This is a genomic window from Paenibacillus sp. Paensp111, from assembly GCF_059492195.1.
This window is the reverse complement of record NZ_CP168527.1, coordinates 2,854,862-2,875,372: the sequence shown is the minus strand read 5'-3', so window position 1 is coordinate 2,875,372 and position 20,511 is coordinate 2,854,862. Positions and strand designations below refer to the sequence as shown.

The window sequence follows — 20,511 nt, the reverse complement described above, 5'->3', positions numbered from 1 at the left end:
GAGACGGCAATGCAGACCAATGAACGGGAGCTTCGGGATGCTCAGGCATTTCTTACGGAGCATAATGACTTCTTGGTAGTATCGCATGTACAGCCGGACGGAGACGCAGTCAGTTCCACCCTAGCGGTGGGCTGGCTTCTCTCATGTCTGGGTAAGAATTACACAATGGTGAATGAAGGGCCAATTCCGCGCAGAATGTCTTATTTATGGCATGCAGACCAAATTGTCGACTTGTCGGAGCAGCCCCTTAGTACTACATACAAGCATGTGATTTGTGTGGATTGCGCTGATTTCCAGCGGGTTGGACAGACTCAGAAGATTTTTGCGGAGAATGCACTTATCTTGAATATTGATCATCATCCTACGAACGATGCCTATGGAAGCGTTAATCTTATACATCCTACAGCTGCGGCAACTGCAGAAATTCTGTTTGATTTGATCGAATTTATGGATATTGAACTGACAGAAGATGTTGCCACGGCCTTGTATACAGGACTGCTGACGGATACCGGAGGATTTCGTTATTCCAACACAACTCCTAAAGTGATGGCAGCCGCTTCCAAGCTTCTGCAGTACGGCGTGGATGGTCCGGGCTTGTCTGAACTCCTGCTTGAACAAATGACCTATCCACAGCTTCGGGTCCTGACCAAAGCGCTGAATAAGCTACAGCTAAGTGAGGATGGTACCATTGGCTGGGTTAGTATCACTCCGGAGGATATGAGCGAGACCGGAGCTGCTAACGAGGATCTGGAGGGAATTGTCAACTACCCACGTAATATTCAGGGTGTTGAGGTTGGTATGCTGTTCAAAGTCATTAATGACAATGCAGTGAAAGTCAGCTTGCGTTCTGCTGGTAAAGTGGACGTTGCCGCAGTTGCCCAAAGCTTTGGGGGCGGCGGACACGTTCGGGCTGCCGGAGCGCGAATTGAAGGGGATTTGGAGCAGATTATTAAGCAGGTTGTAGAACGGGTGAAAGAGCAGCTATGAGTGGTTATGAAGGAATTCTTCCGATTCACAAGCCGGCGGGTTTTACTTCCCATGATGTGGTGGCTAAAGCCCGTGGTATGCTGAGAATGAAACGGATCGGACACACAGGTACACTTGATCCGCAAGTGACAGGTGTGCTTCCGCTTTGTCTTGGGCGGGCAACCCGGGTGGTCGAGTATATGCAGGAAATGCCCAAGGAGTACGAAGCTACTATCGTTCTTGGAATTGCTACAGATACGGAAGATATGACCGGTTCTATTACTGAGCGTGTCGATCATATTGAAGTTAATAAAGAACAGGTTCTTCAAGTTCTTGAACAGTTCGTGGGTAAGATCTCACAGGTTCCTCCCATGTTCTCTGCTTTGAAGCAGGACGGCAAACGCCTATATGAATTAGCCCGTGAGGGGAAGACCGTAGAACGTAAAGCTCGTGAGGTTACCATCCATCAGTTGGAACTAACGTCATTCGATCCAGAGGGGCCTAACCCGACTATTTCATTTCGGGCTCTTTGCTCCAAAGGCACCTATATTCGTACACTGTGTGTGGATATAGGCAGGGCGCTCGGTGTCCCGGCTTGTATGTCGGAACTCAAGCGGACGATGTCTGCAGGAATTCCTTTGGCTCGCTGCCTGACTTTTGAAGAGGTCGAAGCTTGTGTCCAGAATGGGACCTTGAATCAATATTTGATTCCGGTTGATCAAGCCATCTCTCATCTTGCTGCACATCAGGTGATTCCCGAGAAAGTAAAGGCTGCTCTTCAAGGGCAGCGGCTTTCGGGAATGGCTGTGCAGCCTCAGGTTGAGAGTGATGCTCCTATTCGTTTGTATGGCCCGGATGAGAAATTTCTTGGTATTTTTCACCGGGAACCGGAGTCAGGAGCCATTGCTGCCATCAAAGTGTTCTTGCCGGAAGAATAAGCTGCCGTAATAGTATTTTAGCGGAAATTGCAGGTGAGAGATTTGGAAACCGTACACATATCCTATCCTTTAAGCAAAGAAATTATCGAACGTTTCGCCAAACCGCAGATCCTGGCTCTTGGTCAATTTGACGGTCTGCATCTGGGACATATGAGTGTGATTCAGGCTGCGATGCTGGAAGGAGCTGCTCATAAAGTCCCTACTTCCGTCATGACCTTTTATCCTCATCCGAAGGAAGTCATGAAGAAGGGTGATTATGAAGGGTACTTAACACCAACCCTGGAGAAAGAGGAGCTTCTGCGCTCGGCGGGTGTTGATTTCTTATATGTCGTTGAGTTTAATGAGGACTTTTCACGCATCAGTCCAGAGCAATTTGTATCCGAAATGCTGCTTCCACTTCAAATTCACACTGCGATTGTGGGATTTGACTTCAGGTTCGGCCATAGGGGAGAAGGCGATGCACACTTGTTGAAGTCTCTTGGTCATGGTTACTTTGAGACGTATACTGTACCTCCCTTTGTCATTCAGGAAGAGAAGGTTAGCAGCTCCGGCATCCGCAAGTTCCTCCAGCAAGGCGAAATTGTTCTTGCAAATGAGTGGCTTGGCCGGCCTTATACGTTATCTGGTACGGTGATCCATGGAGAGAAACGGGGCCGAACCATTGGCTACCCTACAGCAAATGTTGAGCTTACAGAGCCATATGTACTGCCGAAGAATGGAGTCTACGCAGTCAAAGTGAAGCACAGCGGAAATGAACTGCACGGTGTAATGAATATCGGTGTAAAGCCAACTTTTCATAGTGGAGTAAGCAAGCCGTGGTTCGAGGTGCACGTTTTTGATTTCGACGGTGACCTCTATGGCCAAGGTCTGCGAGTGGAACTTATAAGCTATATCCGGGAAGAACGGAAGTTTCAATCCATTGACGAGTTAATTACCCAGATCTCCAAAGATGCGGATACGGCTCGGAGTCTGCTGATAAGTTTGGATTCATGAAGTAAAAAGTTTACTTTTGTAGATCAGATATGCTATACTAATTAACGTTATTCGCGAGAACCTGTTCACGCGTGTAGCTACAACCTTAGCTTGGTTGTTCGTTCTCACCGGCGGCAACGAGGCTGATGGCGATTATAATGAAGGAGGTGAATCAGGATGGCATTGACTCAAGAACGTAAGCAACAATTGATCGACGAGCACAAAACTCATGAATCCGATACTGGATCACCTGAGGTGCAAATTGCTATCCTTACGGAGAACATCGTCAATTTGACGAACCATTTCCGTTCCCACAAGAAAGATCACCATTCACGTCGTGGTCTTTTGAAGATGGTAGGACAACGTCGTAAGCTTCTTGCTTACTTGAAGAACAAAGACGTTCAACGTTACAGCGCGCTGATTGAAAAACTCGGCCTGCGTCGTTAATTTAATCTTGTTCAACACCCAAAGCAGCCTGGTTGCCGCCGGATGCGCTTGATCAAAGCGAACGGTGGCTGCCGGGTTGCTTTTTACGATAGGGCTTTTTTTGCCAAATCAGCTCCTGAGTGTAAGGCTGTTAGGTACAAGGCGGAGCATTTGTCACTGTATTATTATGAATATGGGACAAGCAGGAGATAATGAGATAGATACCGAACATTATTTTTTAGATGAAGACAAGGAGGGATTTCATGGAAAACCATGTAAAAATGCAGCTCGGAGGAAGGACCCTGATCCTCGAAACAGGAAGACTTGCGAAGCAGGCAAACGCTGCAGTTACTGTTCGTTATGGTGATACGGTGGTTCTCTGTACGGTAACCGCATCTACACAACCTAAAGATTTGGACTTTTTCCCATTGACCGTTAACTATGAGGAGAAGCTGTATGCGGTAGGAAAAATTCCAGGCGGATTTATCAAACGTGAAGGTCGTCCTAGTGAGAAGGCTATTCTTGCAAGTCGTCTGACTGACCGCCCGATTCGTCCATTGTTCCCGGAAGGCTTCCGTAACGATGTTCAAATTGTTAATTATGTGATGAGCGTGGATCAGGATTGTGAGCCTGAAATTGCAGCTATGATTGGTACATCTGCAGCGCTTAGTATTTCGGATGTTCCATTTAGCGGTCCTATCGGTGGTGTAGCCGTTGGACGTGTGAACGGGGAATTCGTCATTAATCCGGATATCGCTCAGCAGGAAGCAAGCGACCTCTATCTCGTGGTGGCAGGTACAAGAGATGCAATCATGATGGTAGAAGCAGAAGCCAATGAAGTGCCGGAAGAAGTTATGCTTGAAGCTATTATGTTCGGACATGACGAGATCAAGAAGATTGTAGATACAATCGAAGAGCTTGTTCAAATTGCCGGCAAGCCGAAGATGGAAGTGAAGCTCCATGCGGTTGATGCCACGGTGAACAAGGAAGTTCGTGAATATGCAGCCGAACGTCTTGTTGAAGCTGTTAAAATTGTTGAGAAGCACGCTCGTCAAGATGCCATTGATGCGATTAATGATGAGACTGTGGCCTTTTTTGAGCAAAAGTACATAGAATCGCTGGAGCTCTTAAAGGATGTTAAAGAAGTGCTGCATGATATCGTCAAAGAAGAAGTGCGTCGTCTGATTACGCATGACAAAGTGCGTCCTGACGGTCGTAAGCTCGATGAGATCCGTCCAATTGAATGTGACATTAACCTGCTGCCGCGTACGCACGGCTCCGGTCTGTTCACACGTGGTCAGACTCAAGCGCTTAGTATTTGTACACTGGGTGCTCTTGGCGATGTACAGATTCTGGATGGCATTGACCTCGAAGAGTCCAAGCGATTCATGCATCATTACAACTTCCCTCCGTTCAGTGTGGGTGAAGCCCGTCCGCTTCGTGCACCTGGCCGCCGTGAGATTGGTCACGGAGCCCTAGGCGAGAGAGCTCTAATGAAAGTAATTCCGTCTGAAGTGGATTTCCCGTATACAATTCGCCTTGTATCCGAAGTTTTGGAATCAAACGGTTCAACATCACAGGCAAGTATTTGCGCTAGTACGCTTGCAATGATGGATGCCGGTGTCCCAATCAAAGCGCCTGTTGCAGGTGTGGCTATGGGTCTGATCAAAGACGGAGAGCACGTATCCATCTTGACCGATATTCAAGGTATGGAAGATCACCTCGGTGATATGGACTTTAAGGTTGCAGGTACAGCTGAAGGGGTAACCGCCATTCAGATGGATATCAAGATTGATGGTATTGATCGTGCCATTCTTCAGGATGCGCTTGGACAAGCCAAAGAAGGCCGGATGTTCATCCTCTCCAAGATGATGGAAGTCATCCAGAAGCCTAAAGAAACTTTATCCCAGTATGCGCCTAAGATCCTGACTATGAACATTAATCCGGACAAGATCCGTGATGTGATTGGGGCCGGCGGCAAGATCATCAACAAGATCATTGAAGAGACCGGTGTGAAGATCGATATCGAGCAGGATGGACGCGTATTTATCGCTTCTTCGAACCAGGAGATGAACGACAAAGCTCGTTCCATTATTGAAGGTATCGTTAAAGAAGTGGTTGTAGGCGAGATTTATACAGGTACCGTGAAACGGATTGAGAAGTTCGGTGCTTTTGTTGAAATTCTTCCGGGCAAAGACGGCCTTGTTCATATTTCACAAGTCTCCACAGAGCGCGTAGCCAAAGTGGAGGACGTTCTCGCAATCGGCGATGTGATTACTGTGAAGGTCACAGAAATTGATCAGCAGGGTCGTGTGAACCTGTCCCGTAAAGCTGTGTTAACAGCAGAGACAGCCAAGTAATATCTGAGCAGCATACCCGTTACATTGGGAATGAAAAAAAGAGGCAGAGTGATTTATTCTGGCTCTTTTTTTATGCTGTCCATAGATCATCTCCCCAAGTGCATAAACCTGTACATATAGACATATGATGAGGACAAAACGGCTTTGGAAGGATGAGTCCTGGAGATGAATCGGAGAAAGCTAACAATAATTGTGGTTACTATCAGTGCAATGCTTTTGGTTGGTCAGCTGAGCGGAGTAAGGGCATTTGTCGAGTCTCGTGGACAGGCTGCTGTGGATCAGTATGCCTTTGAGCTGTTCGGCAGCAGTGCGGAAGAGAATGCACTGCTTCAGATGATCAAAGAAGAGGCAGTTAAGCGAAAAGTGGAGCCTATTAACGCGATTAATGATCGGGTATGGAAGGCGATTCCTGGCTATAATGGGCTTGAAGTGGATGTAGATCAGACTTATCAGCGTGCGCTGGCTTTGAAGAAGGGGACGGAATCCGCGAATTGGAAAGCCGATGAGATCCCTTTTGTCTACCGTGAACTGCCTGCCAAAGTAGATCTTGACCAGTTGGGAGCCTTACCGATTTACCGGGGGAATCCGAATAAAAAGATGGTTTCTTTCATGATCAATGTTGCGTGGGGCAATGAGTACATCATTCCCATGCTGGATACACTGGATGCGGCAAAAGTAAAGGCAACCTTTTTCCTGGATGGAAGCTGGCTTAAGAAGAATCCGGAGCTTGCCAAGGAAATTCAGAAGAGAGGCCACCAGATCGAGAACCATGCATACTCTCATCCCAATATGAGTCAATTGAGTGACAGCAGAGCCATTCTTGAAATTAGCAAGACGAAAGACCTGCTCAAAGAATCGCTGGGAGTCGAGAATAAGTGGTTCGCGCCTCCTTCAGGCGACTTCAATCAGAAGACTGTGGAGATTGCCGCTGGGCAGGGTCTCCGCACGGTCCTATGGACACTGGATACCGTAGACTGGATGAATCCCTCTCCAGCGAGCGTTGTGGCCAAGATCAGCAAGCGTGTGGAAGCCGGATCTCTCATCCTGATGCACCCTACAAAGGCCTCCAAGGAGGCACTCAAAGGGATGATTGATGCAGTACAGCGGAAGGGCCTAAGGCTCGGTACAGTGGAAGAGACGCTCTCCCCAAGCCGGATTCCGAAGTCATAGAGTTGAGGAAATTGGCTCTTTTTGATAGGATAATGGTGCATTTATTGATCTTGATCATTCACCGTGTAGATAATTGGCATGGAAGCTTAGGAGGGCCTTTAGTGAGGAGAACGCAGCTGAAAAACGGCCTTCGGGTGGTTTTAGAGAAGATACCTACTTGCCGATCCGTCTCATTTGGCATTTGGGTTAAGACAGGCTCCCGCAATGAGAGTCTGGGGATCAACGGGATCTCTCATTTCATTGAACATATGCTGTTTAAGGGAACGGAGCGCTATAACGCCAAGGATATTGCAGAACAGTTCGATGCCATTGGCGGGAATGTAAATGCTTTTACATCCAAGGAATATACCTGTTATTATGCGAAGGTGCTTGATGAGCATCTCCCCATTGCGGTAGATGTTCTTGCCGATATGTTCTTCCGTTCTTTAATGGATGAGAATGAATTAGCTAAAGAAAAGAATGTGATCTTTGAGGAAATCTCCATGTACGAGGATACGCCCGATGACATGGTGCATGACCTGGTCACTGAAGCGGCATACGGCGGCCATCCCTTGGCTTACCCGATTTTGGGAACGGAAGAGAAGCTGCAGGGAATGGGCCCGGATCATCTCAGAAAGTATATGAATGAGAAATATACGATTCAGAATACTGTGATCAGTGTTGCCGGCAATATTGATGACAGTATACTGGAGCTGCTGGAGCGGTATTTTGGGGAATTCGGTAACGAAGGCAGCGAAAGTCTCTTAGAGGTGCCTGATTTTCTAGGAGGACTGAGATACCGCCGCAAGAAGACGGAACAAAATCATATTTGCCTGTCCTTTCAAGGACTGCCTATTGACGATGAACGCCAGTACGCCATGGTACTGCTCAACAATGCGTTAGGCGGAGGGATGAGCTCCAGACTGTTTCAGGAAATCCGTGAAAAGAGAGGACTTGCCTATTCGGTCTATTCCTACCATAGCTCACATGCGGACAGCGGACTATTTACGGTATATGCGGGGACAGCTCCCAAGCAGACCAAGGACGTGCTGGAGCTGACTCAGGAAATTCTTCATGAGACAGCCGTTAAGGGGCTTAGCGAAAGTGAGCTCAGGAAAGGGAAGGAACAGCTTAAGGGCAGTCTCATTCTCAGTCTTGAAAGTACAGGAAGCCGCATGAACCGGCTTGGTAAGAATGAGCTTATGCTGGGTAAGCATTATACGCTTGATCAGATGATTGAACGAATTGAAGCCGTACAAATGGAAGATATCCGGTACGTGCTTAATACTATGTTTGAGCGCCCATTCTCTCTGGCCATGGTGGGTTCATCGGACAAAGTGATCAATGGATTAAGGAGAGATGAACTTGTCGTATCTGGTTCAAATTAACAGACTTCCGGGAAATGAGGATATCGAGCTTCCTAGGAAAATGTCGGAGCTGGCATCCGGGTTTGATTTGTATGCAGCGGTCGAGAATGAATTGATTATGGAGCCGGGCGCACGTGTACTCGTCCCTACAGGCTTTGCCATTGCAATGCCAGCCGCGCTCGAGGCGCAGATCAGGCCGCGAAGCGGACTGGCCTTCAAGCATGGGATAACCTGCTTGAATACCCCAGGTACGATTGATGCGGATTACCGCGGAGAGATCAAGGTCCTCTTAATCAATCTAGGAAATGAGCCGTTCACCATCACACGTAACGAACGGATTGCCCAGATGGTATTTCAGGAGGTTCCTGAAGTACAGCTGGAGCAGGTCGATAAGCTTAGCGATACCGTCCGCGGTTCAGGCGGGTTTGGTCATACTGGCAGATAAATTAATTAAGCCTGCATTCTTCGTATTGACGAAGCGTGCAGGCTTTTTTTATTTTTTCGCCTTGGAGGCTTTCACCTCTTCAGGGGCAGACGCATAAGATGCCCTATATGTGCTGTTAGGAAAGGAGTGATCTCCTGCAATGCTTACGGGAATAACGATTGTCTTCCTTGGCGGAGACGCACGCCAGGTTGAGGTCATTCGCAAATGTGCTGAGCTTGATGCGAACGTAAGGATTGTCGGCTTCGATCAACTTGAGGAGCCTCCTGCCGCTGGAGTGTCATCGGAAAAGCTGACGACAGAGCTTCTGGCTTCTGCTGATGTGCTAGTGCTGCCGGTAGTGGCCAGTGATGAGAAAGGGTCAGTGCCGGTACAGTTCTCCTCAGAGCCGATTATCCTACTGGAAGAGCATTTTGCATCGTTACCCAAGGATGTCCTCATTTACACAGGAATGGCCAAAGACTTCGTAAGGAGAATGACTGCAAAATATAAGCTTGAACTCTTGGAGCTTCTGGAACGTGATGATGTCGCCATTTACAATTCAATTCCTACAGCTGAAGGTGCTTTGATGATGGCCATTCAGAATACGGATATCACCATTCACGGTTCAACTTGTGTAGTACTTGGTCTTGGCCGGACCGGATTCACATTGGCCAGAAATCTACAGGCACTTGGAGCTGCGGTGAAGGCGGGAGTTAGGCGTAAAGACCACTTCGCCCGTGCTGCTGAAATGGGCTGGAAGCCTTTTATGACAACGGATTTGGCCGATCAGGCCGCCGATATTGACTTGATTTTTAATACAATTCCGACTATGATAGTCACAGCGCAAATCATCGCAAAAATGCCCCGTCAGGCCGTTATTATCGACCTTGCCTCTGCTCCAGGCGGAACAGATTTCCGTTATGCGGAGAAGAGAGGCGTTAAGGCGCTATTAGCACCTGGCTTACCCGGTATCGTCGCTCCCAAAACGGCTGGAATTATTATGGCAAATTGTATTTGTCAGTCGATATTGGAACAGAAGATACGGGGGGATGTTCAGTGAACTGGAAAGGAATTACTGTGGGGTATGCGATAACAGGTTCGCATTGTACATTTGCTGAAGTGATGCCCCAAATCCAGCGGTTTGTGGATGGAGGAGCAGAAGTTGTACCGATTATTTCACAGACGGTATTAACGACAGACACTCGTTTTGGCAAATCTGAGGATTGGCAGAAACAGTTGAAAGATATTACAGGTAATGATATCATTTCTACAATTGTTGAAGCTGAGCCGCTCGGTCCTTCCAAGCGGTTGAACGTGCTGGCCATTGCACCTTGTACGGGAAATACCACAAGCAAGCTCGCAAATGCGATGACAGACAGTCCTGTGCTTATGGCAGCTAAAGCCCAGCTTCGTACGGGGAGACCGGTCGTCATTGCCATCTCTACCAACGATGGACTTGGCTTCAATCTGGCCAACATCGCCAAGCTGGTAGTGGCGAAGAATATTTATTTCGTTCCATTCGGGCAGGATAATCCTACTGGCAAGCCAAATTCATTAGTTTCCCGTATGGATCTTATACCGGAGACTTGCTACGCGGCATTGCAAGGACAGCAGATTCAGCCCGTGATTATTGAACATGCTCAGCAAGCTTAACTAACCATAGTAATAATAACTTATTATATATAGTACCGATTAGAGAAGGGGAGACGAGCCAGATGAGTAAAACGAAATTGAATGTCGCGGTAGTAGGAGCGACGGGAGCTGTAGGAGAACAAATTATCGGATTATTGGAGAAGAGAGATTTCCCGATCGATAAGCTGAAGCTCTTATCTTCGGCCCGTTCTGCAGGAACCCGCGTTACTTTTAAGGGACAGGAAATTACCGTTGAAGAAGCTGGCCCGGACAGTTTTGAAGGTATTGATATCGCTTTGTTCAGTGCAGGTGGAGATGTAAGTAAGGAGCTTGCTCCTCATGCTGTACGTCATGGAGCTGTATGTATTGATAATACCAACGCGTTCCGTATGGATCCGAATACACCACTTGTGGTTCCTGAAGTCAATGAATCCAAGATTAATGAGCATCAAGGCGTTATCGCCAACCCGAATTGCTCTACCATTCAGATGGTTGCAGCTCTAAAGCCTCTGTATGACCGCTATGGAATTTCCCGAATTATTGTATCGACCTATCAGGCCGTATCTGGTGCAGGTGCCCGCGCAATTGATGAAATGAAACGCCAGACGAAGGAAGTATTGGAAGGCAACGATTCAAATCCTGATATTCTTCCTGTAGGCTCATTGCCGGTCAAACACCAAATTGCCTTTAATGCGATTCCGCAAATCGATAAATTCCAAGACAATGGTTATACCCTTGAAGAAATGAAAATGATTCGTGAAACGAAGAAAATTCTGGATGATGAATCGGTTCTGGTTACTGCAACCTGTGTCCGTATTCCGGTTGTCTATGGTCATTCGGAATCTGTGTACGTCGAATTGAAAGAAGATTACAACTTGGATGATATCCGCAGCTTGCTGTCTGATGCGCCCGGAATTACTCTTGTAGACGATCCAGCTAATCAACAGTACCCGCTCGCAACAGATGCGGCTGGCAAGAATGATGTGTTTGTTGGACGTCTTCGTCGTGACTTAACGAATGAACGCGGCTTGAATTTATGGATTGTATCGGATAACCTCCTCAAAGGTGCCGCATGGAATGCGGTACAAATTGCCGAGATTATCGCTGCTAACAAATCGAAGTAACTCCTAGTCATACGCTCCTTTCTAACCAGGAAGGTGGCGTATGTCTTCTTTTGACAACATACTGGAGGAATTGCAATGCGCATCATGGTGCAGAAATTTGGCGGCACATCTCTTGCTACGCCTGAAGCAAGGGAACATGTCGTTCGTCATATCCGCAGAGAGCTTGCGGCAGGGTACCGGCTGGTTGTAGTAGTATCAGCAATGGGAAGAAAAGGTGATCCATATGCAACGGACACGCTGCTAGATTGGGCTGCCATTCAAGGCGGAGTGCTTCCCGCACGTGAGAAGGATATGCTGATGATCTGCGGCGAAATCATTTCGGCTACAACGCTGTGCGGTCTGCTTGAGCAGGAGTCGATATCGTCCGTTGTCTTAACCGGAGCTCAGGCTGGGTTCAGAACGGATGAGCAGTTCGGGAATGCCCGAATTCTCGACGTTGTGCCGGCAAGGGTGCTTGACGAGCTTGATACGAAAGACGTTGTGATTGTGACCGGATTTCAAGGGCAAAGTCTGAACGGTGATTTTACAACTTTAGGCAGGGGCGGAAGCGATACTTCAGCAACAGCGCTGGGAGCAGCTTTACATGCTGAAATTGTAGATATCTACACGGACGTAAATGGCATACTAACCGCGGATCCGCGCATTGTAGAGGATGCAAGACCGTTATCCTATGTTAGTTATGCAGAGATTTGCAATATGGCTCATCAAGGAGCCAAGGTGATCCACCCAAGAGCGGTTGAGATTGCTATGCAGTCAAGTGTTCCGGTTCGGGTCCGTTCCACCTTCTCGGATAATGTAGGGACGCTGGTGGCTAATCCGGAAGGGTTCCAAGACGTTCAGACAGGCATTGTGGATCGTTTTGTAACCGGGATTGCCTATGTGAGCAATGTTACCCAGATTACGGTGCATTCGGCCGGCAAGGGTCATCAGCTGCAGCTTGAAGTCTTTAAAGCTATGGCTGAGAATGCAATCAGTGTGGATTTTATTAATGTAACCCCTGCTGGAGTCGTTTATACGGTCTTCGACAGCGACAGTGTCAAGGCAGCAGCTGTGCTTGATGAACTCGGTTTCGAACCGCAGATCCTGAATGGATGCGCCAAAGTATCTGTAATTGGCGGAGGGATTAATGGAGTACCGGGTATCATGGCCAGAATTGTGGAAGCACTCAGTGAACATAATATCCAAATTCTGCAATCCGCAGATTCAAATACAACGATATGGGTGCTTGTGAACAAAGAGGATATGGTTCAGGCGCTTCGGGCCCTGCATACCAAATTTGAACTGCATCGGTGAACATGTACCTTTGGTTATAGAATCAGATCGGCCTAATCATACTTTAAGGAGGAGTCAAGGTGGAATTCGGAAGATTAATAACAGCCATGGTTACCCCGTTCGACGAGCAGGGAAATATCGATTGGGACCTGACAGGTAAGCTTATCGATTACCTTATTGATGAACAAAAATCAGATGCTTTGGCAGTATGCGGAACTACAGGAGAATCTCCTACTCTTAGTGATGAGGAGAAGCTTCAATTGTTCGATTTTGCCGTCAAGCATGCTTCAGGCCGCTGCAAAATTATCGCCGGGACCGGCAGCAACAATACAGCTCATTCCATCCATCTGACTGCAGAAGCAGAGAAGCTCGGTGTTGATGGCGTACTTGTTGTTGTTCCTTATTACAATAAGCCGAGCCAGGAAGGTTTGTACCGTCATTTCGAAGCAATTGCGAATTCAACCAAGCTTCCCGTGATGCTGTATAACGTTCCCGGACGCACCGTGATCAGTATGAATACGGATACGATTCTACGTCTTGCCCAGATTCCAAATATCACCTCAATCAAGGAATGCGCAGCGCTTGATCAAATTGCAGAGGTTGCAAGTCAGGCACCGGAAGGCTTCACGGTCTACTCCGGGGATGATTCAGCAGCACTGCCTGCACTTGCAGTAGGTGCTCATGGCATCGTAAGTGTAGCGAGTCATTTTGTCGGTGAATCAATGAAACAAATGATTCAGGCTCATCTGGAAGGCCGTGTGGCTGAGGCAGCCAAGCTTCACCAGCAGCTGCTGCCTATCTTCAAAGGACTGTTCCAGTGCCCGAATCCGGTAGCGGTCAAATTTGCGCTTAATGAGCGTGGAGTTCAGGTTGGATCTGTTCGTCTTCCGCTTGTTCCGCCTTCTGAGGAAGAAGCCGCTTCGATTCGGAGATTGTTCAATTAAATGCCGTTTCATTAGGGTAAAAGTTAAATATAGGCTGATCTGCTAAAAACCGATGTGCTACTTTAGGCATTGGTTTTTTCATTGTGGTGCAAGGTAACTACATCGGGTGATCAGTGATTGACTTGTTTTTTGCCAAATTGATCATGTATAATGAGGTCAAGTGACTGGGTGCGGTATATTTTTGAAATTTTACTATATACGGGTTGGCTAAAGAATGACCTTATGGTGTGTGTTAGTTCACTCCGTATAATCGAAATGATAACGACGTCCAATACATTTAGGAGGGTTAGATTCACTTGTCCAAAAAAAATAACATTGATAAACTAACGATCTTTGCACTGGGCGGCGTCGCAGAAATCGGGAAGAACATGTACGTAATTCAGTATGGCAATGACATCGTTGTCATTGACTCCGGTCTTAAATTCCCGGAAGAGGACATGCTGGGTATCGACATTGTTATCCCTGATATTACTTACTTAACGGAGAACCGTGATAAAGTAAGAGGCATTGTCCTGACTCACGGGCACGAAGACCATATTGGCGGACTGCCGTATGTTTTGAGACATCTTAATGTCCCTGTCTATGGAACTAAATTGACTCTGGGTCTGGTGGAGAACAAGCTGAAGGAAGCCAATTTGCTTGGTGATACGAAGCGCATTCTGATTAATGCGGATTCCGAAATCCAGCTTGGAACATCATTGAAAGCGACATTCTTCAAGACGAACCACAGTATTCCTGATTCTGTCGGCGTCTGCATCGAAACCCCGGAAGGCAACGTAGTGCATACGGGTGACTTCAAGTTTGATCATACTCCAGTCAATGGTCAATTTGCAGATCTGCAGCGTATGGCTGAAATTGGACAGAGAGGCGTTCTTGCCCTGCTGTCGGATAGTACGAACGCTGAGAAGCCAGGGTTCACTCCATCTGAGAAAAATGTCGGTGTAGTGCTTGGAGATATATTCCGTAAAGCCCAGCAGCGTGTAGTAGTTGCTACATTTGCTTCTAACGTACATCGGATCCAGCAGGTATTCGATGCTGCCTTCGCAACAGGTCGCAAAGTCACAGTAATTGGCCGCAGTATGGTCAATGTGGTGTCTATTGCCTCAGAGCTCGGCTATTTGGATGTACCGGATGGTATACTGATCGAGCCGGAAGAAGTGAACAAAATGGCCAGCGACCGTGTAGTTATTCTATCTACAGGCAGCCAAGGCGAGCCCATGTCTGCGCTTACGCGTATGGCGCGTTCTACACACCGCAAGGTGGATATTTTACCGGGCGATACTGTAATTATTGCAGCTACGCCAGTACCGGGTAATGAGAAATATGTGGGACGTACGATTGACGAATTGTTCCGTCTTGGTGCGGAAGTCATATATAGTGGTTCTAACTCTGGTGTACACGTATCCGGTCACGGAAGCCAGGAAGAATTGAAGCTGATGCTGAACTTGATGAAGCCGAAATACTTCATTCCGATTCATGGTGAGTACCGTATGCTTCGCAAGCATGCCTTGTTGGGTGAATCCGTAGGCATTCAGCCAGAAGATATCTTCCTGATTGAGATCGGAGATACCATTGAGATCCAGAATGGCGTGGCACGCAAGGCGGGTAAGGTTCCTGCCGGTAATGTCCTCATTGATGGACTTGGTGTAGGGGACGTAGGTAATATCGTACTGCGCGACCGCAAGCTGCTTTCCCAGGATGGTATTCTGGTAGTTGTGGTAACCCTCAGCAAGCAGGATGGTACAATTGTATCGGGTCCGGACATTATTTCCCGCGGATTTGTATACGTAAGGGAATCGGAAGGGCTTCTTGAAGAAGCTAACCGCATTGTTACGAGCACTCTGGTTCGGTTAATGAGCGAGAATGTAAATGAATGGGCTTCCTTGAAGACTAACGTTAAGGATGCGCTTGGACGCTTCTTATATGAGCAGACTCGCCGCAGACCAATGATCCTTCCAATTATTATGGAAGTCTAACAACAGCTTATATAATTTGGGCACACAGTCGCCCCCTCTCCTGCCGGAATTGGACGGTTCTTGGCAGGAGAGGGGGCATTTCTATATCCTGAGGCACTATATAGATTATGCATAGCGCGGTAAAGGTTCACGGCATACTAACCAGGTACCCGCGCAATTTGCAGAATAAGCGTATAGTGGAAGGATGAACATGATGAATAAATCGCAGTATTCGCCTGGATGTACAAATTTCCATTCAGAATTGCCGCCACCTGAAGCCCCCGCTGAGAAAAAGCCTCCGGTAGTAGAGTATATTCAGCAGCTAGGTCAAACTTCCGTTCCGGCGGCAGAAGTATCTAACCTTTACTGCCTGACCATCATAGGACAGATCGAAGGGCACATGGTTCTTCCGCCTCAGAACAAAACTACGAAGTATGAACATTTAATTCCCCAACTGGTCGCTGCGGAGCAGAATAAGCAAATTGAGGGAATTCTAATTATTCTGAATACAGTCGGCGGAGATGTTGAAGCGGGTCTGGCTATAGCCGAAATGATCGCTTCTCTTACTAAGCCGACTGTAACTGTGGTAATCGGCGGAGGTCATAGCATTGGTGTGCCTATTGCGGTATCCTCCGATTATTCTTTTATTGCCGAGAGTGCCACGATGACCATACATCCTATCCGTATGACGGGCCTCGTCATCGGTGTTCCCCAGACTTTCGAATATATTGAGAAGATGCAGGAGAGGGTAGTCCGCTTTGTTACTTCCCATTCCAGAATCTCATCCGAGTTATTTAAAGAGCTGATGTTCAAGACGGGAGATCTGAACAGGGATATAGGAACGGCTGTTGGCGGAGCAGATGCGGTGAATTACGGCCTCATAGATGGTCTGGGTGGGATTGGAGAGGCACTAACTTATTTGAATCGACTGATTAGCGAGAGAAAAGGGATTCAGACAGGAGGCCTGACTCAATGACCCACTATACCATCCTTCCCTGGGAGTTAATCTGGGCCGGTTCGGATACGGAGGAGGTCTACGGTGAGGTGGAAGTAGATGGAGTACTCCTTCAAATTCGGCTCGGGCAGGATAATAGGGCAACCATAGTCCGGATGCTGAGGGGAGAGCTCGAGGACTATTTGAATCCAAGCTATGCACCCGGTCAGGAGATTATTTATCTGCCATCTCTTCAAAATCGACGTTAAGCGACCGGTTATCCTATAGGTTGCCCCCTTGGAATATGTTATAATATTCTTCTGGGGGTGGTCCTATTGGCCGGAAAGCGAAAGAAGAAAAAAGCCACATTAGGCAATGTGCTTAAGTACGAAATTTATGGGATCATCCTGATCACATTATCGATAATTGCTCTTGCGGGAGAAGCCGCTGTTGGACACGCTTTATTCAAGATGTCCGCCATGATTCTCGGCAAGTTTTACTTTGTTATTCCCCTTACGGGAATATATGTTGGATTAACCGTTATGATTCATCGTAAATGGCCATCCAAGTGGAGCTCCAGAAGAACCGGTATCGTCATGGTCGTATGTGCTTTTGCACTCATGAGCACCATATCCGCCATGCAGTATAAGCTTGCTCCTGTGCTGCCGCTTACCCCAAGAAATGTATTGCTGCAGATTCATCATGATTTGCAGTTCGCACTGACTAAGGTGGGTACAACCGGTGTAGCTTCCATGTTCAATTTGGATATCAGTGGCGGCTATGTAGGTGCGCTCGAATTCATTCTTTTTTATGTTTTGTTCGGTATTACGGGTGCCAAGCTTATGATGCTGGTGATGTTCGCCATCAGCTTCATGCTAATAACCAATCTATCTTACGTGGAACTATTTAGCATTCTTAAGAACCGTACAGGAAAATTGGCTGTTCAGTTAAGCCGAAAGTATCGACTGCTTCGCCCTTCTCCAGCAGCTGCAGAGGGAAAGAGCGGCGCTAAGACTAAAGGTATTAAGATTAAATCTATTCCAGAAGCTGATGACTATGAGGATGAGGATGTCGAAGAGGCTCTGCCAGCTCCGGATAAAGCCCGCACGAAGCCTGTCTTCTTCCAGCTGCTTGGATTCAAAGACAAGAACGAGCAGGCTGCGCCAGCTGTACCTTCCGAAGAGGAACATGAGTATGAATCCTCAGATGTGAATTGGAATGATGTTGAATTACATACGGATACCGATGTAGAGCCGCAAAAGAATGAACCTAGTCTGATCATTCGTGATTTCTTTGACCAGATTCAGCGGGAGGACCGAACCTATGATGAGAAGGATGAGTCTGGACTGCATCCGGAGGAAGAGTCATCTGTCTCCTATGTCTCACCGAGTTCACTCGATTCGGTTGATGTTCCAGCAGATGACCCAAGCAAAGGGACCCCGGCTACAGGAGAATCTGAATTTGGTTCAGATGAGCTAACGGGCAGTCTGCCGGTACTTCCTCCTAAGCCTGCGCCCAAACCTTATAGGCTCCCATCGTTTAAATTATTATCGAAGGGAAGCAGTGGAGCTAAAGCAGGCGATCAGGCGGATTACATGCAGACCGCCCGAAAGCTGGAGGCAACACTCGAGAGCTTTGGGGTCCGTGCTAAAGTGCTGGAGGTTGTGCGTGGACCAGCCGTTACCAGGTATGAGATTCAGCCTGATATAGGCGTTAAGGTTAGCCGGATCGTGAACCTTACGGATGATATCGCCCTTGCGCTCGCAGCCAAGGATATCCGGATGGAGGCCCCTATCCCAGGTAAGTCAGCCATCGGGATCGAGGTGCCGAATAGTGAAGTTTCTGTTGTCACGATGCGTGAAGTCATGGAGACTCCGACCTTTCAGGAAGCCGAATCCAAGCTGTCTATTGCCTTCGGCAGAGATATTTCCGGTCAGACTATTGTGGGTAACTTGGCGAAGATGCCCCATTTGCTGGTAGCCGGAGCGACAGGTTCAGGTAAATCCGTCTGTATTAACGGGATTATTACAAGCATCCTTTATAAGGCGAAGCCGGACGAAGTTAAGTTTCTGATGGTCGATCCTAAGATGGTTGAGCTTAATATGTATAATGGTATTCCGCATTTGCTTGCTCCCGTTGTGACAGACCCTAGAAGGGCATCGCTCGCTCTGAAGAAAATTGTCGTTGAGATGGAGAAGCGTTATGAGATGTTCTCCAAATCCGGTGCGCGTAATGTGGAAGGCTATAATAACATGATGAAAGAGAATCCAGCGGCCATTCTACCTTACATCGTAGTCATTGTGGATGAGCTTGCGGATTTGATGATGGTTGCGGCCAATGATGTGGAGGATGCGATTGCTCGTCTTGCCCAAATGGCACGGGCAGCAGGAATCCATCTTATTATTGCGACTCAGCGTCCGTCGGTGGATGTCATAACTGGGGTTATCAAGGCTAACATCCCATCACGCATCGCTTTTGGCGTGTCTTCGCAAGTCGACTCCCGCACGATTCTGGATATGGCTGGAGCCGAGAAGCTTCTTGGCCGGGGGGATATGCTCTTCATGCCAATGGGCGCTTCCAAGCCTGTGCGGGTGCAGGGAGCATTCATGAGTGACCAGGAAGTGGAATCCATCGTGGATTATGTACGCGGACAGGCCCAGGCCGAATATGATGAAACCCTAATCCCTGAAATCGATGATACGGTGGGGGAGCCCGAGGAACAGCTGGACGAGCTGTACGATCAGGCTGTCCAGATTGTCCTCGAAGCCAAGCAGGCCTCAGTATCCCTGCTTCAGCGCCGCATGAGAGTGGGTTACACCCGGGCAGCCCGTCTGATTGACTCTATGGAAGCCCGAGGAATAGTGGGCCCTTATGAAGGGAGTAAGCCAAGAGAGGTGCTTACCTCGGTGGAGCAGTATAGACAGAATAGAGTAAGCTCATAATAGGAAGCTTATACGAAGGAACCCCGCAGTTTGAATGCGGGGTTCTTTTTGATTTGTCTTTTTATAAGGTGCATAGGAAGAGGCAGGGGTTGTCATACTAAAGTTACCATCTTACCACACAAGAGAAAGGCAGGGCTTGACGTATGAACAACAAGAAAATCTGGTTGGCTGCCGGATTGGTCTTATTATTGGTCTGTACACTGCTTGGCACATTCCAGCTGCGTAAGACAACTATCACGCCAGCCACACAAGAGAGTCACGATAATGCGATACCCGTATTTAGTTCTCAGGTCATTAAGCTTGGATCATTCGGACAGGATGTATACGAGCTTCAAGGAAGACTGGCTTATCTTGGATACTATCACGGAAAGCTTGACAGTCATTTCGGAGAGAGCACCAAGAAGTCTTTGAAATGGTTCCAGTCTGAGTTCGGGATGACACCAGACGGTCTGGCGGGTGCTCAGACGAAGTTAAGACTGTACAATGCCACCAAGGACTGGCAGCCGAAGGCTTCTTCTTATAACCCGAACCCTGACCAGAATTCAGGAGCGGGTGCTGCTGCTGAGCCGGGGAAAACTACGGGCAAGACTCCTACAGCCGAGAATACCAAGACTGACAACAACTCGGGAGAACTAGCAGCATCAAATCCGCTTGGGCTTTCCGAGAACGACCTCAAGATTATGGCCAATGCGGTGAACGGGGAGTCAAGAGGAGAGCCGTTCGAGGGACAGGTCGCAGTGGCCGCAGTCATTTTGAACCGTGTTAAATCACCAAGCTTCCCCAAAACGGTCTCGGGTGTTATCTTTCAGCCCGGAGCATTCACTGCTGTAGCCGACGGCCAGATCTGGCTGGAGCCGAATGAGTCCTCCAAAAAGGCTGTCAGAGAGGCATTGAACGGCATGGATCCGTCAGGGGGCTGCCTCTACTACTTCAATCCAGAGACGGCGACATCGAAATGGATCTGGACAAGACCGCAGGTTAAGACCATTGGGAAGCACATCTTCTGTATGTAAAAGTGAAGCTTGATAGAAGAAGCAACTCAGGGGTCCCCCGGTTGCTTCTTTACTTTGGAATGGTATAGAATGGACTTAAATTTGGCTGAATTA

Annotated in this window: 18 protein-coding genes; all 18 read left to right on the top strand. The window is 47.9% G+C overall.

The window, feature by feature from the left end; genetic code table 11:
- Positions 1-9 precede the first annotated feature (9 nt).
- Entirely contained in the window at positions 10-987 is a 978-nt protein-coding gene (locus ACEN86_RS13355) for a DHH family phosphoesterase (protein ID WP_495631113.1), read from the top strand.
- Positions 984-1,904, top strand: coding sequence for a tRNA pseudouridine(55) synthase TruB (gene truB, locus ACEN86_RS13350; RefSeq protein WP_495631112.1), 921 nt, complete (start codon positions 984-986; stop codon positions 1,902-1,904). Before ACEN86_RS13355 ends, truB begins: the two co-directional genes overlap by 4 nt.
- A 42-nt stretch (positions 1,905-1,946) precedes the next feature.
- The gene (locus ACEN86_RS13345) at positions 1,947-2,897 is read left to right on the top strand and encodes a bifunctional riboflavin kinase/FAD synthetase (protein WP_495631111.1); all 951 of its coding nucleotides are present in this window, start codon (positions 1,947-1,949) and stop codon (positions 2,895-2,897) included.
- A gap of 156 nt (positions 2,898-3,053) precedes the next feature.
- Positions 3,054-3,323, top strand: coding sequence for a 30S ribosomal protein S15 (gene rpsO / locus ACEN86_RS13340; protein ID WP_127199705.1), 270 nt, complete (start codon positions 3,054-3,056; stop codon positions 3,321-3,323).
- Positions 3,324-3,565: 242 nt separating this feature from the next.
- Positions 3,566-5,662 carry a polyribonucleotide nucleotidyltransferase gene (gene pnp, locus ACEN86_RS13335; RefSeq protein WP_495631110.1) on the top strand — a complete coding sequence of 699 codons (2,097 nt, stop codon included), beginning with the start codon at positions 3,566-3,568 and terminating at the stop codon, positions 5,660-5,662.
- Positions 5,663-5,827: 165 nt separating this feature from the next.
- Positions 5,828-6,832 carry a polysaccharide deacetylase family protein gene (locus ACEN86_RS13330; protein WP_495631109.1) on the top strand — a complete coding sequence of 335 codons (1,005 nt, stop codon included), beginning with the start codon at positions 5,828-5,830 and terminating at the stop codon, positions 6,830-6,832.
- 101 nt (positions 6,833-6,933) lie between these two features.
- Positions 6,934-8,199, top strand: a complete 1,266-nt coding sequence (locus ACEN86_RS13325) for a M16 family metallopeptidase (RefSeq protein ID WP_495631108.1) — start codon at positions 6,934-6,936, stop codon at positions 8,197-8,199.
- On the top strand, positions 8,171-8,623 hold the full coding sequence (gene dut / locus ACEN86_RS13320; RefSeq protein WP_495631107.1) for a dUTP diphosphatase: 453 nt from the start codon (positions 8,171-8,173) through the stop codon (positions 8,621-8,623). Before ACEN86_RS13325 ends, dut begins: the two co-directional genes overlap by 29 nt.
- Positions 8,624-8,762: 139 nt before the next feature.
- On the top strand, positions 8,763-9,662 hold the full coding sequence (dpsA, locus tag ACEN86_RS13315) for a dipicolinate synthase subunit DpsA (RefSeq protein ID WP_495631106.1): 900 nt from the start codon (positions 8,763-8,765) through the stop codon (positions 9,660-9,662).
- The gene (locus ACEN86_RS13310) at positions 9,659-10,255 is read left to right on the top strand and encodes a dipicolinate synthase subunit B (RefSeq protein ID WP_495631105.1); all 597 of its coding nucleotides are present in this window, start codon (positions 9,659-9,661) and stop codon (positions 10,253-10,255) included. Before dpsA ends, ACEN86_RS13310 begins: the two co-directional genes overlap by 4 nt.
- Positions 10,256-10,317: 62 nt before the next feature.
- The gene (locus ACEN86_RS13305; protein ID WP_495631104.1) at positions 10,318-11,358 is read left to right on the top strand and encodes an aspartate-semialdehyde dehydrogenase; all 1,041 of its coding nucleotides are present in this window, start codon (positions 10,318-10,320) and stop codon (positions 11,356-11,358) included.
- A 75-nt stretch (positions 11,359-11,433) separates the two neighbouring features.
- Positions 11,434-12,651 carry an aspartate kinase gene (dapG, locus tag ACEN86_RS13300; protein WP_495631103.1) on the top strand — a complete coding sequence of 406 codons (1,218 nt, stop codon included), beginning with the start codon at positions 11,434-11,436 and terminating at the stop codon, positions 12,649-12,651.
- A gap of 59 nt (positions 12,652-12,710) precedes the next feature.
- Positions 12,711-13,574, top strand: coding sequence for a 4-hydroxy-tetrahydrodipicolinate synthase (gene dapA / locus ACEN86_RS13295; RefSeq protein ID WP_495631102.1), 864 nt, complete (start codon positions 12,711-12,713; stop codon positions 13,572-13,574).
- Between the two features lie 296 nt (positions 13,575-13,870).
- On the top strand, positions 13,871-15,550 hold the full coding sequence (locus ACEN86_RS13290; protein WP_495631101.1) for a ribonuclease J: 1,680 nt from the start codon (positions 13,871-13,873) through the stop codon (positions 15,548-15,550).
- 190 nt (positions 15,551-15,740) lie between these two features.
- The gene (locus ACEN86_RS13285; RefSeq protein ID WP_495631100.1) at positions 15,741-16,505 is read left to right on the top strand and encodes a ClpP family protease; all 765 of its coding nucleotides are present in this window, start codon (positions 15,741-15,743) and stop codon (positions 16,503-16,505) included.
- On the top strand, positions 16,502-16,732 hold the full coding sequence (locus ACEN86_RS13280; RefSeq protein ID WP_495631099.1) for a YlzJ-like family protein: 231 nt from the start codon (positions 16,502-16,504) through the stop codon (positions 16,730-16,732). Before ACEN86_RS13285 ends, ACEN86_RS13280 begins: the two co-directional genes overlap by 4 nt.
- 66 nt (positions 16,733-16,798) lie before the next feature.
- The gene (locus ACEN86_RS13275) at positions 16,799-19,405 is read left to right on the top strand and encodes an FtsK/SpoIIIE family DNA translocase (protein ID WP_495631098.1); all 2,607 of its coding nucleotides are present in this window, start codon (positions 16,799-16,801) and stop codon (positions 19,403-19,405) included.
- Positions 19,406-19,548: 143 nt separating this feature from the next.
- The gene (gene sleB, locus ACEN86_RS13270) at positions 19,549-20,418 is read left to right on the top strand and encodes a spore cortex-lytic enzyme (protein WP_495631097.1); all 870 of its coding nucleotides are present in this window, start codon (positions 19,549-19,551) and stop codon (positions 20,416-20,418) included.
- Positions 20,419-20,511: the final 93 nt, after the last annotated feature.